The sequence below is a fragment of the Nocardiopsis sp. NPDC050513 genome, assembly GCF_044457925.1.
Classification (GTDB): Bacteria; Actinomycetota; Actinomycetes; order Streptosporangiales; family Streptosporangiaceae; genus Nocardiopsis.
In genome coordinates this window covers 81,217-95,674 of sequence record NZ_JBITHK010000003.1, presented here as the reverse complement: position 1 = coordinate 95,674, position 14,458 = coordinate 81,217, and the positions used below count along the sequence as shown (strand labels likewise).

Sequence of the window (14,458 nt, the reverse complement as noted above, 5' to 3'; positions counted from 1 at the left end):
TCCCCGGACGGGTCAGACCTCGTCTCCCGCGATCAGGTCCCCGGCGTCCGTGATCCGGTACGCGTAGCCCTGCTCGGCGAGGAACCGCTGCCGGTGCGCGGCGTAGTCCTGGTCGAGCGTGTCCCGGGCCACCACGGCGTAGAACCGCGCCGCCCGACCGTCCGACTTGGGCCGCAGCACCCGGCCGAGCCGCTGCGCCTCCTCCTGGCGGGAGCCGAACGATCCCGACACCTGGACGGCCACCCCCGCCTCCGGCAGGTCGATCGAGAAGTTCGCGACCTTGGACACGACCAGCGTGCGCAGCTCGCCCGCGCGGAAGGCGTCGAACAACCGCTCCCGCTCCTTGTTGCGGGTCTCGCCCTTGATCACGGGGGCGTCCAGCGACTCGCCCAGCTCGTCCAGCTGGTCGATGTAGGACCCGATCACCAGGACCTGCTCCTCCGGGTGGCGCCGTACGATCTCCCGCACCACCGTCGTCTTGGAGTCCGACGACGCGCAGAACCGGTAGCGGTCCTCCGGTTCGGCGGTCGCGTACGCGAGGCGTTCGGACTCCGACAGGTCCACCCGCACCTCGACGCAGTCCGCCGGGGCGATCCACCCCTGGTGCTCCATGTCCTTCCACGGGGCGTCGTAGCGCTTGGGGCCGATGAGGGAGAACACGTCGCCCTCGCGGCCGTCCTCGCGGACCAGGGTGGCGGTCAGGCCGAGGCGGCGGCGGGCCTGGAGGTCGGCGGTCATCCGGAAGATCGGCGCGGGAAGCAGGTGCACCTCGTCGTAGACGACCAGGCCCCAGTCGCGCGCGTCGAACAGTTCCAGGTGTGTGTACACGCCCTTCCGGCGCGCCGCCATCACCTGGTAGGTCGCGATCGTCACCGGGCGGATCTCCTTGCGCGCGCCCGAGTACTCGCCGATCTCGTCCTCGGTCAGCGACGTGCGCCGCAGCAGCTCCGAACGCCACTGGTGCACCGACACCGTGTTCGTGACGAGGATCAGGGTGGTCGCGCCGGTCAGCGCCATCGCCGCGGCCCCGACCACGGTCTTGCCCGCGCCGCACGGGAGCACCACGACCCCCGAGCCGCCCGCGTGGAAGCTCTCCGCGGCCTCCTTCTGGTAGCCGCGCAGCTCCCATCCGTCCTGGTCGAGCTCGATCGGGTGCGCCTCGCCGTCCACGTACCCGGCCAGGTCCTCGGCGGGCCAGCCGATCTTGAGCAGGGCCTGCTTGAGGTTGCCGCGCTCGCTCGGGTGCACGGCGACGGAGTCCTCGCCGAGGCGGTCGCCGAGCATGCCCTTGAGCTTGCGGGAGCGCACGACCTCCTCCAGCACCGCCCGGTCGGAGGACTCCAGCACCAGGCCGTGCGCGGGGTCTCCGACGAGCCGCAGCCGCCCGTAGCGGTCCATCGTCTCGGCGATGTCCACCAGCAGCGAGTGCGGGACAGGGAAGCGGGAGAAGCGGATCAGCGCGTCCACGACCTGTTCGGCGTCGTGCCCGGCCGCACGCGCGTTCCACAGCGCCAGCGGGGTGATCCGGTAGGTGTGGACGTGCTCGGGAGCGCGTTCGAGTTCGGCGAAGGGGGCGATGGAACGGCGGCACTCCTCGGCGGACCCGTGGTCGACCTCGAGGAGGAGGGTCTTGTCGGACTGGACGATCAGGCAGGACACACGGACCTTCTCATGCGGCTGGTGGAGGGCGGCGGGCGGGCGCCATGTGTAACGCGCCCCGCCCTCCGATCATGCCCGGTCCGAGCGGCCTCTGGGCGGCCGGGGTCGGATTCGCGCTGGTGGCGGGGGGTCAGGCCTCCGAGGCGATCGCGATCACGATGGCGACGACGTAGAACACGACGACCAGGAGCACGATGCCGAGGTTGATCCAGTTGGAGACCCAGGCGTAGCGCTTGTACCGCGCCTGCTTCTCCACGTCGTACTTCTCCCCGAGGGCGAGGGCCGCGAAGATGACCCCGACGACGGAGAAGGCGCCGCAGCAGGTGACCATCAGGATGATGGCCATCACCAGGGCGCCGATGATCCCGCCCTCGCCGGGCGGTTGCGCGTGGGGCTGCCCGGGGTAGCCGCCCGGGGCCGCGAAGCCCGGGTCGCCGTAGCCGCCGGGCGGAGGACCGTACCCTCCGGTCCCGGCGTTGTAGGGGTCGAAGCCGGCCGATCCGTAGGGGTCGCCTCCGGGAGGCTGACCGTACTGCCAGTCGTCCTTCATCGTGGGGTTCTCCGTGGTCTCGGGGGTGGGGCCGCGCACGGGGGGCGCGTGGCCGGTGGAGGGGTCAGGCGGGGAGGCCGAGCACGATCACCATCAGCAGCGCGAAGGCGGCGAGGAGGACGGCCGACACCGCGATGTACGCGAAGTTGCAGGCCCAGGTGTATCGGAGGAACCGCTCCACCTCGGCGGTGTCGGGGATCTTCACGAGGGCGGCGACGCCCAGGCCGATCCCGGGGATGTTGGCCAGCAGGACGAAGTAGAACTGCCCCAGGGCGATCCCGGTGACGGGGACCGCCAGGGTGAGGAGCGCGACCACCAGCGCCGCGACCGCGCCGCCGACCCGCGGGGGCGGGCCGACCGGGCGGGGAGCGGCCGAAGGACCGGGGGCCGGTGCGCCGGACGGGTGCCGGGGAGCGCGCGCCCCGTACACGGGAGCGCCCGCGGGCACGGTGGGGCGCGGAGCGGAGCCGCGCTCCCTCTCCCAGAAGTCCCTCGGGCCGCCACCGCCGCTCACCGCTCGTCGCCCTCCCCGGTCGTCGCGTCCCGTCGCACAGTCGTCCCTCCCGGTCGGACGCGGCGCACGGAGCCCTGGTTCACCCGCCACCCTCAGAAGTTGGTGACCGGGACGATGCCCTGGACCCACGAACCGGCCTGCGTCAGCATCACGAAGGTCAACACCGTCATGACGAACAGCATCACCCCCGCGGCGCCGAGGCAGTACCACGAGTACCGCGTCAGTGTCTCGGCCTGCTCCGGGCGCCCGCGGTCGCGCGCGTGCGCCGCCCGCACGGCGAACACGATCCCGGCGACCCCGAACAGCCAGTTGGCGCAGCACACGAACGTGATCGCGTGCAGGATCAGGGCCATGCTGGAGCTGCTGGCCCCGCCCGTGCCGACGGGCCGGAGGTCGTCCCGGTCCTCGCCGCGGGAGTCGTCGGGGCGGCGCGTCGCCTCGCGGCCACGCCCGCCGTCGCGTCCGCGGTCACGGGGGGACGATGCCCCGGGGGGCAGCGGTGCGTTGCTCATGGGGAGTCTCTCGCCGTCGGTGGGTGGACCAACGGGACCACCCTAGCCCGCACCCCGCACGCGGATGCCACACGTGCGGCGTGTGGTGCCACCGTGGTCCGCGCGTCCGGGGGAGAGACTAGTCCGCGGCCTCCTCCAGTTCGGCGACGGCGGTGATGCGGTGCACGGCGAACCGGTGCACGGCGGCGCGGGTCGTGTCGTAGGCGGTCAGGAAGCCCCCGTCGACGCTCGACGGCTCCACGATCCGGCTCACCTGCCGCCCGTCCGTGTCCGTGTACCCGATCCACACCCGCCGCCCCTCCTCGGCCGCGTGCGCCAGCGCCTCCATCGCCGCGTTGGCGCGCGAACCCGGCGGCCCGTCCTCGGGGAGCGGGATGGGCCGCCGCGCCGCCGTGGCCGCCTCGTCCCCCGCGCGCACGGCCCGGACCGCCGCCCGCGCCAGCTCGGCGGGCGCCCCCGCCTCGGCCGGGGGCGGCACGTCCACCGGCTCGGCCCGCCGGACCTCGGGCCGGCTCAGCCGCATGCTGCCGTCGCCGCTCTCGGCCACCGGGTGGTACCCCAGCTGCCGCAGCCGCTCCACCAGCGTCGACCGGTTCACGCGGCTCGCCACCACCGTGGGCGCGAGGCGGATCAGACCGAGTTCGCCGACGCGGCGGTCGGCGACCAGCTCCTCCAGCACCGCCGGTTCGTCGCACCGCAGGTAACTGGAGGCCGATCCCGCGCGCAGCCTTCCGTGGCGGCGGCCCACGTCCGACACCAGGTACCGCAACGCCTGGGGCATGGGAGTACGCGAGTGCCGTTCGAGCAGCGCGGTGATGTCGGCGACGCCCCGACCCGCGTCCAGGGCCCGGCGCACCGAGCCCTCGGTGAACCGGTACACGGTGGCGCCGCCGGTCGACTCCACGTCGGCCACCAGCGCGAGTTCGCGCGCCAGCTCCGTCACCAGCGGACCCGGCGCGACCGCCGTCATGTCCCCCTGGAGGAGGACGTGGTCCAACGGGCGCGGCAGTTCGGCGGCCAGCACCCGCGCGGACGCGTCCTCGTCGCCGTCCAGCAGCGGCCTCGTGTGCTCGGCCAGGGCTCCGCGTCCCGTCAGCCCGAGCGCCGCAGCCTCGTCCGCCGCCGCCCGCACGAGCTCGGTGTACACGGGGGACTGGCGGCGGGGGCGGCGCCACGCCAGGCGCGCGGCCAGCGACTCCGGCAGCGGGGCGAACCCCGGCGCCGCGCTCCCCAGCTCGCCGAGCACGTCCCGGCGCGCCTGCGGGGCGGCCGGGCGGACCAGGTCGGGGCCGAGCACGTTGCGTACCCGGCCGCCGGAGTCCGGTGCCCCGGTGAGCGCGGCGACGCGGTCCGAGTCCAGCCAGGCCGACGCCAGCCGCAGCCACCGGTGCTCGGGCGGGCTCTCACGCCACAGGTCGTACTCCCGGGTGGGCAGCCACTCGCCCGCGACCCGGTCGTCGGACCCGATCAGCCCGGCCGCGTGCGCGGTCTCCACGAGCAGGGCGGCGGTGGCCTCGTCGGTGTCCATCGTCTGGGCGGCGCGGCGCAGGTCCCGGACCCCCATCCCGCCGTTGCGCAGGACGGCGGCCGGATCCTGCGACCAGCGCTCCAGCAGCTCCTCGATCGCGCGCAGCACCGTGAACGCCTGCCCGGCGGCGGCCCGGGTGACGGTGTCCCCGGGGTTCTCCGTGCCCTGGAACGGCGGCGGGTCGGTGGTCACCTCGCGAAACAGCGGCCCCGCGCGCAACGCCAGCCCGACCTCGCGCGGCAGGGTCAGCGTGTCGTCCCCGGTGGGGATGAGCAGGGCGCGCGCGACGAGGGTCTCGACCGGGGACGCGGCCGTGGCCAGGCTGACCTCGCGCCGGGCGTCCGACACCGTGCCGTTGGGCGGCCCCCAGGCCATGCTGTCGAGGAGCCTGCGCGCCTGGTCCCCCACCTGGGCGACCAGTCCGGTCACCCGTGCCGGATCGGACAGGAGCGTGGCGAGCGCCTCGACCGGTGTGGCGGCGGTGCCGCCGGGCGCGAGGTCGTCGACGAGGCGCTTGACCGTCCCGTGCGGCAGCGCGGCCAGGAGGGCGCGTGAGGGCGGGCCGAGGCGCGCGGGATGGGGGAGCAGGTCGCGCAGGACCTGCACGGGGCGCAGCCGGCCCTGGTCGGGCCAGACCAGGGCGAGGCGGTGCAGGGTGTCGAGGGCCCGGACCAGGGGATCGCCGGCCGGGTCGGGTACGGGCGCCAGGCCGAGCGCGGCGGCCAGGTCGGCGGTCGGGACGCCCACGGGTTCGCGGAGCCGGTCGTCGCCGAGCGCCACGACCGACTCCAGGACCTGGAGCGTGAAGCGGTCGAGCCGTTCCAGTACGCGCAGGACGGCGTTGCGGCTGGTCGCGCGGGCGGCCAGCGCACCGATGTCGGCGGGGACCGGTTGGGCGAGGTCGGGGCGCGCGGCCAGCAGCGCGGTGAGGTCGTCGTCCGAGCGGCCGCGCAGCCAGGACGTGAACGTCGGGGGGCGACCCGGGGAAGCCGCCGGGCGGCTCTCCGTCCCCGGTCGGCGCGCGTCGGGCTGTGCGTTCTCGCTCATCGTGTCCACGCTAAGCGATGTCGGCCCCGCGCATCGCGTGGGTGCCTCCCCGCACCGTTCGTCACGGGGCAGAAGGCCGAATTCGGACGAACCCGGATGGCCGAAACCGAGAAAGAGGGTTAAAAGCCAGGTCATTGTGGGCCAATATGGGGTCATGTCCCAGCGCTCGGAACAACTGGTACTCGACTATCTCTCCGAGGTCGGCCTGGTCCTGCACGGTCGGATGACCGCCAGGGAGCGCACCGCGTACCTGGCCGGCCTCCGCGCCCGGATCGACGCCCGCCGGGCGGCCGCGGGCGACCCCGGGCCCGACGGCGTCCGCGACGTCCTGCGCTGCTTCGGCACCCCGGAGGACCTGGTACGCCGCGAGTGCGAGGGCCGCGACCTCGACATCGAGGACGACGAGCTCATCCCGCCCAAGCCCGCGCACGCCGACCGCGTGCCGCCGCCGTGGCGAGGCGGGCCGAGCCGGGGGCTCCTGTCTCTCCTGGACGGGACCGGCAGAAGAGCGGCGGCGCCTCCCCGGCCACGGCGTACGGGGGCCGTGCGCGGGGCCGTGCTCGTGGTCCGCACGCACCCGGCGGAGGCCGCCGCCCTCGGGCTCATGCTGCTGACGGTGCCGTGGCACTGGGGCCTGGCGTTCGTCTGGGTGCTCGCCGCCGCGCTGATCGTGCTCAGCCAGGTCTGGAGTACGCGGGACAAGTGGGTCGGCGTGGGGCTCCCGCTGGCGTCCTGCGCGGTCGCGATGGTCCTGTGGGACGGCGAGGCCAAGTTCATCGACCGGTACATCCAGGAGTCCCTGCCCGCCACGGGCGTGATCGGGCTCGGGCTGGCCTGCCTGGCGACCTTCCTGTACCTGTACCCGAGGGCCCTGCGCTCGGCTCTGGCCGGGGCACGCGCCCGGGAACGCGCCGTGGGCGGCTGAGCCGCCCGGAGCCCGCGGGTCATCGCTTGGCAAACGCTGGGAATAGCCTTCTCCGCCCCGCCTGTGACGGCCTGCCCTGACCCGCGGCTTCCGGTAGACCTGTCCCCACGCCGACGCGACCGCACGGGCGGCGGTCGCGTCCCCACGGGTGGCCCGGCGTCCAGACCGGGCACCGCACAGGTCGTGTGGCCCGCGCCCCCGCCGAGCTCCGTCCCACACTCCGCGCTCAGCGGCGCGTGGGCCACCGCCGTCGTACGAGGCCCGGACGAGCCGTCCTCCGGGCCTGGCCGCACCGCCGACGGGCCGCCGTGCCCGGCCCGCACCGCCGTGCCCGGGGCGCGTCCGCCCGGCCACGGGGGGTGAGATATGCCCTCGCGCCCGAAGGGTCTCTCCCAGTACCTTGGTCCTCGTCCCCGGCAATCCAGGAGCGCCACGGGAACGGGTGGGAGGGCGGAATCGGACGCTCCCCGGTCGTCCGGCCCCGCGGTGTCCGTCAGTGAAAGCATGAGGTCACTACGTGCCCACCGGCAAGGTCAAGTGGTACGACGGAGACAAGGGTTTCGGTTTTCTCACCCGTGACGACGGCGGTGAGGTGTTCGTGCACTCCTCCTCCCTGCCCGCGGGCACCACGTCCCTCCGGCCCGGCCAGCGGGTCGAGTTCGGCGTGGCCGAGGGGCGCAAGGGCGCGCAGGCGCTCCAGGTGAAGCTCCTCGACGGTCAGCACTCGGTCGCCAAGGCCCGCCGCAAGAAGCCGGACGAGATGGTGGTCATCACGGAGGACCTGATCAAGCTCCTGGAGGGGTTGTCGGAGGGCTACCGCCGAGGTCGGCACCCCGAGCGCCGCGACGCGTCCAGGATCGCGTCCGTCCTGCGCGTGGTCGCGGACGACCTCGACGTCTGACCGGGGATCCCCCGCTGCCCGCCTTCCCGCGCCGCCCCGGGCGCGGCCCTTCCCCGGACGACGAGACCCGATCGGGAGGATGAGTCGGGCGAACCTTGACCGTCGGCATGGTCAAATCGGTGCGCGCGATCAGTGAGAATGGGGAACGTGAGCCCTTCTCGACGTTCTCCTGTACCGGACAAGGCCTGTATCGAGGCGGTGGACCTGGCCCGCTCGGTGGCCGCCGAGGTCGGGCGGCCCGAGTGGGTCGGAGAGCACCGCACCCCCCAGGTGGAGGACACCCGCCTGGTCACCCACTACTTCACCTGCCTGGACCCCGCCTACCCGGGGTGGAACTACGCGGTGACCGTGGTCCGCGCCTCGCGCGCCAGGACGGTCACGGTCAACGAGGTCGTGCTGCTCCCCGGCGACGGCGCCCTCGTCGCGCCCGAATGGGTCCCCTGGAAGGAGCGGCTGCGCCCCGGCGACCTCGGCGTGGGCGACCTCCTGCCCACGGACGAGGACGACGAGCGCCTCGTCCCCGGCTTCGCGCAGGTGCCCGAGGGCGAACTGGACGAGGAGGGCGCCGACCAGCAGATGCTGTGGGAGATGGGTCTGGGCCGTCGCCACGTGCTCTCCGAGACCGGCCGCGAGCAGGCCGCCGAGCGCTGGTACAACGGCGAGGGCGGTCCGCACAGCCCTATCGCGACCGCCGCACCCGCCCGCTGCGCCACCTGCGGCTTCCTGACGCCGCTCGCGGGCGAGCTGCGCCAGATGTTCGGCGTGTGCACGAACGGGTTCGCCCCGGACGACGGCAAGGTCGTCTCGCTCGACCACGGCTGCGGCGCCCACTCCGAGGTACGCCATCCGGCCGACCGCAACGAGCCGGTCGCCCCGGTCGTCGACGAGGTCGGCTACGACCACATCACCTTCGAGGACACGGCTGAGCTGGAGCTCGTCTCCGCCGACTCCTGAGTCCTCCCCGTCTCCTCCCGCCCGCCCGGGCACCGGCGGCCGCACCGCGGCCGCGGCACGCGCGCGGGCGCGGTCGTCCCGTTCGGCGCGTACCGAAGTGTGCGCCGGGCGGGCATGGCCTAAGGTCGTTCTGCCGTCCGCGTGCGATCCGCGGGCGCGTCGCGCCGAGCCGGTCCGCACCGCAGGAGGAACCCACGATGGCCGAGTCGGTGACCGCTTCGGCGGCCGATCCCTTCAACACCGCCGAACTGCGCCGACGCGTGCTCGCGGCGTGGGCCGACGCCCCCGCCCGGTTCCGCGAGGACGCCAACGCCGAGGAGGACTTCGCGCTCGGCGGCTACCGCGACCGCGTCGTCGTCGAACTGGCCCAGAACGCCGCCGACGCGGCCCGCCGCGCCGACGTCCCCGGCCGGTTGGCCCTGACGCTGGAGGGCGACCGGTTCACCGCCGCCAACTCCGGCGCCCACCTGACAGCCGAGGGCGTGGAGTCCCTCTCGACCCTGCGCGCCTCCACCAAGCGCGGCGAACGCGGAACGGCGGGCCGCTTCGGGGTGGGGTTCTCCGCGGTCGCCGCGATCAGCGACGACGTCACCGTCTCCTCCGGCGGCTCCGCCGTGCGCTTCAGCGCCGAGCACGCCGGGGCGGCCGTCGCCGCGCTCCTGGCCGACGGGACGGCCCACGGCGGCCTGTCCGAGGAGGTCCGGCACCGCTCCGGCCACGTGCCGATGCTGCGGCTGCCCTTCCCGGCCGAGCCGGTCGGGGCCGGGGACTACGACACCGTCGTCACGCTCGTCCTGCGCGACGAGGCCGCGCGCGCCCGTGTGCGCGGCCTCCTGGACGCCACGGGCGAGGCGCTGATGCTGGCCCTGCCCGGGCTCACCGAGGTCCGGTTGAGCGTCGACGGGGTCGAGCGCGTCCTCACCCGCGACGACACCGACCCCTCCGGTCCGGTCACCACGCTGCGGGACGCCGACGGCACCCGGCTGACGCACTGGCGTGTGCTGTCGCGCTCGGGCACCTTCGACCCCGCCCTGCTCGCCGACCGCCCCGTGGAGGAGCGCAGCCGCACGGAGTGGTCGCTGACCTGGGCGGTGCCCGTCGACGAGGACGGCGTCGTGGCGACCCTGCCCGCCGACGTCGAACCCGTCGTGCACGCCCCCACGCCCACCGACACCGGCCTCGACCTGCCCGCCGTCCTCATCGGCGCCTTCCCGCTCAGCACCGACCGCCGTACCGTCCAACCGGGCGCCGCCACCGACCTGCTGCTGGTGGAGGCCGCCCGCGCCTACTGCGCGCTGCTGCGCGGCTTCGACGCCCGCGCCGCCCTCGACCTCGTCCCGGGCACCCGCGTGGGCGGCGGAGCGATCGACGCGGTCTTCCGCGCCCGCGTCGCCGAGCCGCTCCAGGACACCCCGTTCCTCACCACCGCCACCGGCGCCCCCGTGGCCCCGCGCGACGCGGTGCTCCTCGACACCGGCGGCTCCGGCGGAGCGGGAGAGCTGGTCGACGTCCTGGCCGAACTCGCCCCGCGCCTGCTGCCCGGCACGTGGAACCCGAGGCACCCCGCCCTGACCGCCCTGCGCGTGCGCCGCGTCGGGCTCGCCGACCTCGCGGACCTGCTCGGGGACACCGAACGGGCGCCCGGGTGGTGGGCTGAGCTGTACGCGGCGCTGGAGATCGCGGGCAGCGGCGGCGCCGACCTCGACGAACTGGGCGCCCTGCCGGTCCCGCTCGCCGACGGCCGCCTCGTGCGCGGTCCCCGCTCCCTGCTCCTGCCCACCGAGGACTGGGCCGACGTCAGCGACGCGCACGGGGAGCGGCTCGATCCCGCCGCCCTGTCCGCCCTGGGGGTGCGGGTGGTCCACCCGGACGCCGTGAGCCCGCTCCTGCGCCGCCTCGGCGCCCTGGACGCCAGCCCCGCCGCCGTCCTGTCCGACCCCCTCACGGAGGCCGCCGTCCGCGACTCCCTGGAGGCGGAGGACCCCGAGCCCGTCGCCGAGGCCGTCCTGGATCTGGTGGCCGCCTCCGGGATGTCCGTCGCGGACGCCCCCTGGCTCGCCGATCTGGCGCTGCGCGACGACGAGGACGGCTACTCGGTGGCCGCCGAACTGCTCGTGCCGGGCGCGCCCCTGGCGGACCTGCTCGTCGACGACGCGCCGTTCGGGACGGTGCACGCGGACGTCGTCGAGCGGCACGGCACCGGGGCCCTGCGCGCCGTCGGCGCCCTCTGGGAGCTGACCGTGGTCCGGGCCGAGGAGGTCGCGCTCGGCGAGGAGCTGGCGTCCGCCTTCGACGGCGGGGCGGGGGACGGCGGCCCGGACGGGCTGGAGGACTGGGCGGACGAGGTGCTGGAACGCCTCGGCGACCCGGACCTGCCGCCGGTGGCGCCCGAGCTCGTGTGCGTGGCCGACCTCGACTACGTGGCCGACGACCGGTGGCCCGCGGCGCTGGCGATGCTCGCGCGGATGCCGCTGCGCGAGGCGGTCACCGCACCGGCACGGGTGCTGATGCCGGACGGACGCGTGGTCGACGTGCCGTCCTACACGGCCTGGTGGCTGCGCACGCGCGCCCTGCTGGGCGGGCGTCCGCCGGTCGAGCTGCGCACGGACGACGCGGAGGCGGCGCTGGTCGGGCTCTACGACGAGGTGCCCGCCGAGATCGACCTGGAGTTCGCCCACGCCCTGGGCGTGCGGACGACCCTGGCCGAGCTGGTGGCCGACCCCGACGGGCCGGACGACCTCCTGGCCAGGCTGGCGGATCCGGCGCGGCACGTGGACCGGGTGGCGCTGCGGCGGCTGTGGACCGCGCTCTCGGGGGTGGAGACCGAGCTGGTCACACCGCCGAGCCGGGTGCGGGCGGTGCACGGCGGGGCGATCGTCGTCGCCGACGCGGAGGACGCCGTGGTCGTGGACTCGCCGGACCTGCTGCCGCTGCTCGGCGACCGCCCGCTGGTGCTGGCGTCCGCCGACGCGGCCGAGGCGCTGGCGGACGTGCTCGACCTGGACCTGGCGAGCGAGTCCGTCGACGGCAAGGTCGGGTCGGGCGGGGAGATGCGCCAGGTGCCGGGGGAGGCCGAGCTGTTCCTCGACCCCGACGGAGAGCCGGACCGCACCTACCTGCACCACCAGACGCTCACCGTGGACGGCGTCGAGGTGGAGTGGTACGTGGGCGACGGATCGGTGCACGCGGCCACCACCGACGGTCTGGCCCGTGCGCTGTGCTGGCGGTCGGGGCAGTGGGACCGCCGCCACGTGGTGTCGGCGGTGCTCCGCGACCCGTCCGCCGCCGCGGCCCTGCTCGCCGAGGCCGACCTGGACTGAGGGCGGCCCGGGTCCGGGGCGGGACGGTCAGGACAGCGCCGCGGCGAGTCGCCCGCCCAGGCCCTCCTCCCGGTCGCCCCAGGCCGTGACGTGGACCTCGTCGCCCACGGACAGCGTCCCGGGGCGCGTGACCGCGAACTTGGCGCCGAAGGCGACACCGCCCGAGTCGGCCCTGCGGTAGCCCGCGAGCGTCCGCAGGGGCTCGGGGCCGTCCTTCTCGCCGCGCTCCTGGGCCACGGTGGTGACCGCGCAGCGGATGCACACCTTGGCGTAGCCGAGCTCCGCGTCACCCAGGCGGACGGCGCGGACGCGGTCCTCGGTGTGCGGCTCCGCCCAGCCCGAGACGACGACGTTGGGGCGGAAGCGGTTCATGGGGACGGCCTCGCCGCCGCGGGCGACGATGCGCTCGTTGAGCAGGTCGAGGGAGGCGAGCGAGGCCACGAGCACGGCGGTGCTGTCGGCGAATCCGCTGGTCCCGGGGGTCAGGCCACCGGTCCTGCGGTCGTGGTCGTCGGGCACCCGCACGAGGCGGCTGTCGGCGCCGAGTGCCTCGGACAGCCACCCGGCCGCCTCGTCACCCTGGTCGACGCCGACGAACGGCCTCTTGTGCAGGGTCACGCCGACCCGCGGGCCGTCGGGGTCGACCTTGAGGTCGAAGGGGTCGAGCCCGTCCTGACTCAGGCTCAGGCCGGTGCCCTCGGCGTCGACACCCGCCCGCACGAGCGCCATGCGCGGGTCGACGCGTTGGCTGCGGAAGTTCCCCTCGGGGTCGACCACCATGAACGCACGGTCGTGCGCGATCCCGGCGGACGTCATCCGCGCGCTGGTCACGGTGGTGCCGGCGCAGCCCTTGACGGGGTAGTGGACGAGTTCGGTGATTCGAGCCATGAGCCGAAGGTACCGCGTGGGCGCGGGCCCCGAGGGCCGAGGGCCGAGGGCGGACGGTCGGCCGCGGACCGGGCGGTCGCCGCCTCCGCGGGCGGCGGCGGACACGGCGCCTACCGGGCGACGCGGAAGAAGCCCTCCGAGATCAGGGTGCGCAGGGCGTCGGGCGTGCGCTCGCGGATGACCTCGGGGTCCTCGCCCATCAGTTCGGCGATCACGTCCAGGAGGGGCCCGACGGGCATGGTGCCGTCGCACACCCCGGCCAGGGCCGCCTCGACCGTGCCGATGCGCGCGACCCGGTGCGGGCCGCCGCGCTGGCGCAGGACGATCTTCTCCGGGTCCGGGGCGCCGGGCCGGCCCACGCGCTCCTCCACCACGTTCGGGGCGAGCGCCACGTGGGCGGAGAGCAGCGCGGCGTCGGTGAGCCGGTGCGCGGTCATCGCGCCGTCCACCACGTCCGGCAGGTACGGGCCGACGGGCCGCTCGATCTCGTGCCGCAGCTCCTCCACCCGCACGGTCGCGTCCTGCGCGACGTCGTTGCGCAGGCAGATCCAGCCGAAACCGATCCCCTTGATGCCCTCGCGCTCGAAGTAGTCCAGCCACGCGTCGTAGCGGCGCGTGTACTCGGGGGTGCCGTGCTCGCAGGAGTCGCGCAGCCACAGCTCCACGTACTCCGCGGGGTCCTGGACGTCCCGTTGGACCACCCAGCCCGAACACCCGGTGCCGGTCACCCAGCCGCCGACCCGGTCCTCCCAGTCGTCGCCGTCGGAGTGCGTCCAGTTGGCGAGGATCTGGCACCAGCCGCCGTCGGCCAGGTGCTCGGGGGCCCGCCGAACCAGCTCGGCGCAGACGGTGTCGCCGGGCAGGTCGGACTCGCGGTAGGTGAACCGGGCCGATTCGGGGGTGATGACGAACGGCGGATTGGAGACGATCAGGTCGAAGCGCTCGCCCGCGACCGGGTCGAACATCGAGCCCTGCTCCAGACGGGCCCCGGTGACGCCGGACAGCGCGAGGCTGATCCCGGCCAGGCGCACCGCGCGCGGGTTGAGGTCGGTGGCGACCACCTCGCGGGCGCGGGAGGCCAGGTGCAGCGCCTGCACACCGCAGCCCGTGCCCAGGTCCAGGGCGCGGTCGACCGGGCCGTCCACGATGAGCTGGGACAGCGTCGCCGACGCGCCCCCGGCGCCCACGACGTGGTCGGGCCGGGGCACGGTCCCGCTGCCCGGTCGGACCTTGGGGTCGGAGACGACGAACCCCGGGCGGCCCTCCTCCAGCTCCCACGGGCCGAGGTGGACCAGGGCGCGCACGACGGGGCCGTCGGCGGCGTCCCGGTCGACGGTGACGAGCCCGGCCCCGGCCAGTTCGTCGACGGGCAGGATGGCGCGGGCGGCCCGCTCGGGGATGGGCGCCTGGAGCCACCACAGCCGCAGCAGCAGTCCGAGGCGTTCGTCCCCGCCGGTGGCGCGCAGCGCGGGCACCAGCTCCTCGCGGGCGAGCGCCCGTGCGGCGGCGTCGCCGAGCCGGTCTCGGACGCCGGACACCGTGTAGTCGGCGTCGATGAGGATGCCGCGGAGGCGGTCGGCGAGCGCTCGCGGGAATTCTGTCTCAGACACCCGCCCATTATCGGTCAGGCGCACGGGTGCCGCGCTGGTCGGTGGGCTGG

At 75.1% G+C, this 14,458-nt stretch carries 11 protein-coding genes; 4 read left to right on the top strand and 7 right to left on the bottom strand.

Annotated elements, in window-relative coordinates; genetic code table 11:
* Nucleotides 1–12 precede the first annotated feature (12 nt).
* From ACIBFB_RS05625 to ACIBFB_RS05605, 5 genes are all read right to left on the bottom strand, one after another.
* On the bottom strand, nt 13–1,659 hold the full coding sequence (locus ACIBFB_RS05625) for a DNA repair helicase XPB (RefSeq protein ID WP_397226616.1): 1,647 nt from the start codon (nt 1,657–1,659) through the stop codon (nt 13–15).
* A gap of 130 nt (nt 1,660–1,789) precedes the next feature.
* Nucleotides 1,790–2,248, bottom strand: coding sequence for a hypothetical protein (locus ACIBFB_RS05620; protein ID WP_397226614.1), 459 nt, complete (start codon nt 2,246–2,248; stop codon nt 1,790–1,792).
* A gap of 25 nt (nt 2,249–2,273) precedes the next feature.
* On the bottom strand, nt 2,274–2,723 hold the full coding sequence (locus ACIBFB_RS05615) for a hypothetical protein (RefSeq protein ID WP_397226612.1): 450 nt from the start codon (nt 2,721–2,723) through the stop codon (nt 2,274–2,276).
* 92 nt (nt 2,724–2,815) lie between these two features.
* On the bottom strand, nt 2,816–3,235 hold the full coding sequence (locus ACIBFB_RS05610; protein WP_397226610.1) for a hypothetical protein: 420 nt from the start codon (nt 3,233–3,235) through the stop codon (nt 2,816–2,818).
* Nucleotides 3,236–3,353: 118 nt separating this feature from the next.
* Nucleotides 3,354–5,810: a helicase-associated domain-containing protein gene (locus ACIBFB_RS05605; protein WP_397226608.1), complete on the bottom strand. Its 2,457-nt coding sequence runs from the start codon at nt 5,808–5,810 to the stop codon at nt 3,354–3,356.
* 154 nt (nt 5,811–5,964) lie between these two features.
* Between ACIBFB_RS05605 and ACIBFB_RS05600 the strand changes: the two genes are divergently transcribed.
* The 4 genes from ACIBFB_RS05600 (at nt 5,965) to ACIBFB_RS05585 (ending at nt 11,910) form a co-directional block, all read left to right on the top strand.
* Nucleotides 5,965–6,735: a hypothetical protein gene (locus ACIBFB_RS05600; RefSeq protein ID WP_397226606.1), complete on the top strand. Its 771-nt coding sequence runs from the start codon at nt 5,965–5,967 to the stop codon at nt 6,733–6,735.
* Between the two features lie 517 nt (nt 6,736–7,252).
* Nucleotides 7,253–7,636 (top strand): cold-shock protein, encoded by a 384-nt coding sequence (locus ACIBFB_RS05595; protein ID WP_397226604.1) that lies wholly within the window; start codon nt 7,253–7,255, stop codon nt 7,634–7,636.
* 198 nt (nt 7,637–7,834) lie between these two features.
* A complete protein-coding gene (locus tag ACIBFB_RS05590; protein ID WP_397227502.1) occupies nt 7,835–8,590 on the top strand; it encodes a DUF3027 domain-containing protein in 756 nt (251 codons plus the stop codon).
* A gap of 197 nt (nt 8,591–8,787) precedes the next feature.
* Nucleotides 8,788–11,910, top strand: coding sequence for a sacsin N-terminal ATP-binding-like domain-containing protein (locus ACIBFB_RS05585; RefSeq protein WP_397226602.1), 3,123 nt, complete (start codon nt 8,788–8,790; stop codon nt 11,908–11,910).
* A gap of 27 nt (nt 11,911–11,937) precedes the next feature.
* On the opposite strand, the gene ACIBFB_RS05580 is transcribed toward ACIBFB_RS05585, so the two are convergent.
* Both ACIBFB_RS05580 and ACIBFB_RS05575 read right to left on the bottom strand, forming a co-directional pair.
* Nucleotides 11,938–12,798, bottom strand: coding sequence for an MOSC domain-containing protein (locus ACIBFB_RS05580; protein WP_397226600.1), 861 nt, complete (start codon nt 12,796–12,798; stop codon nt 11,938–11,940).
* Between the two features lie 110 nt (nt 12,799–12,908).
* Nucleotides 12,909–14,408, bottom strand: coding sequence for a methyltransferase (locus tag ACIBFB_RS05575; protein WP_397226598.1), 1,500 nt, complete (start codon nt 14,406–14,408; stop codon nt 12,909–12,911).
* Nucleotides 14,409–14,458 lie beyond the last annotated feature (50 nt).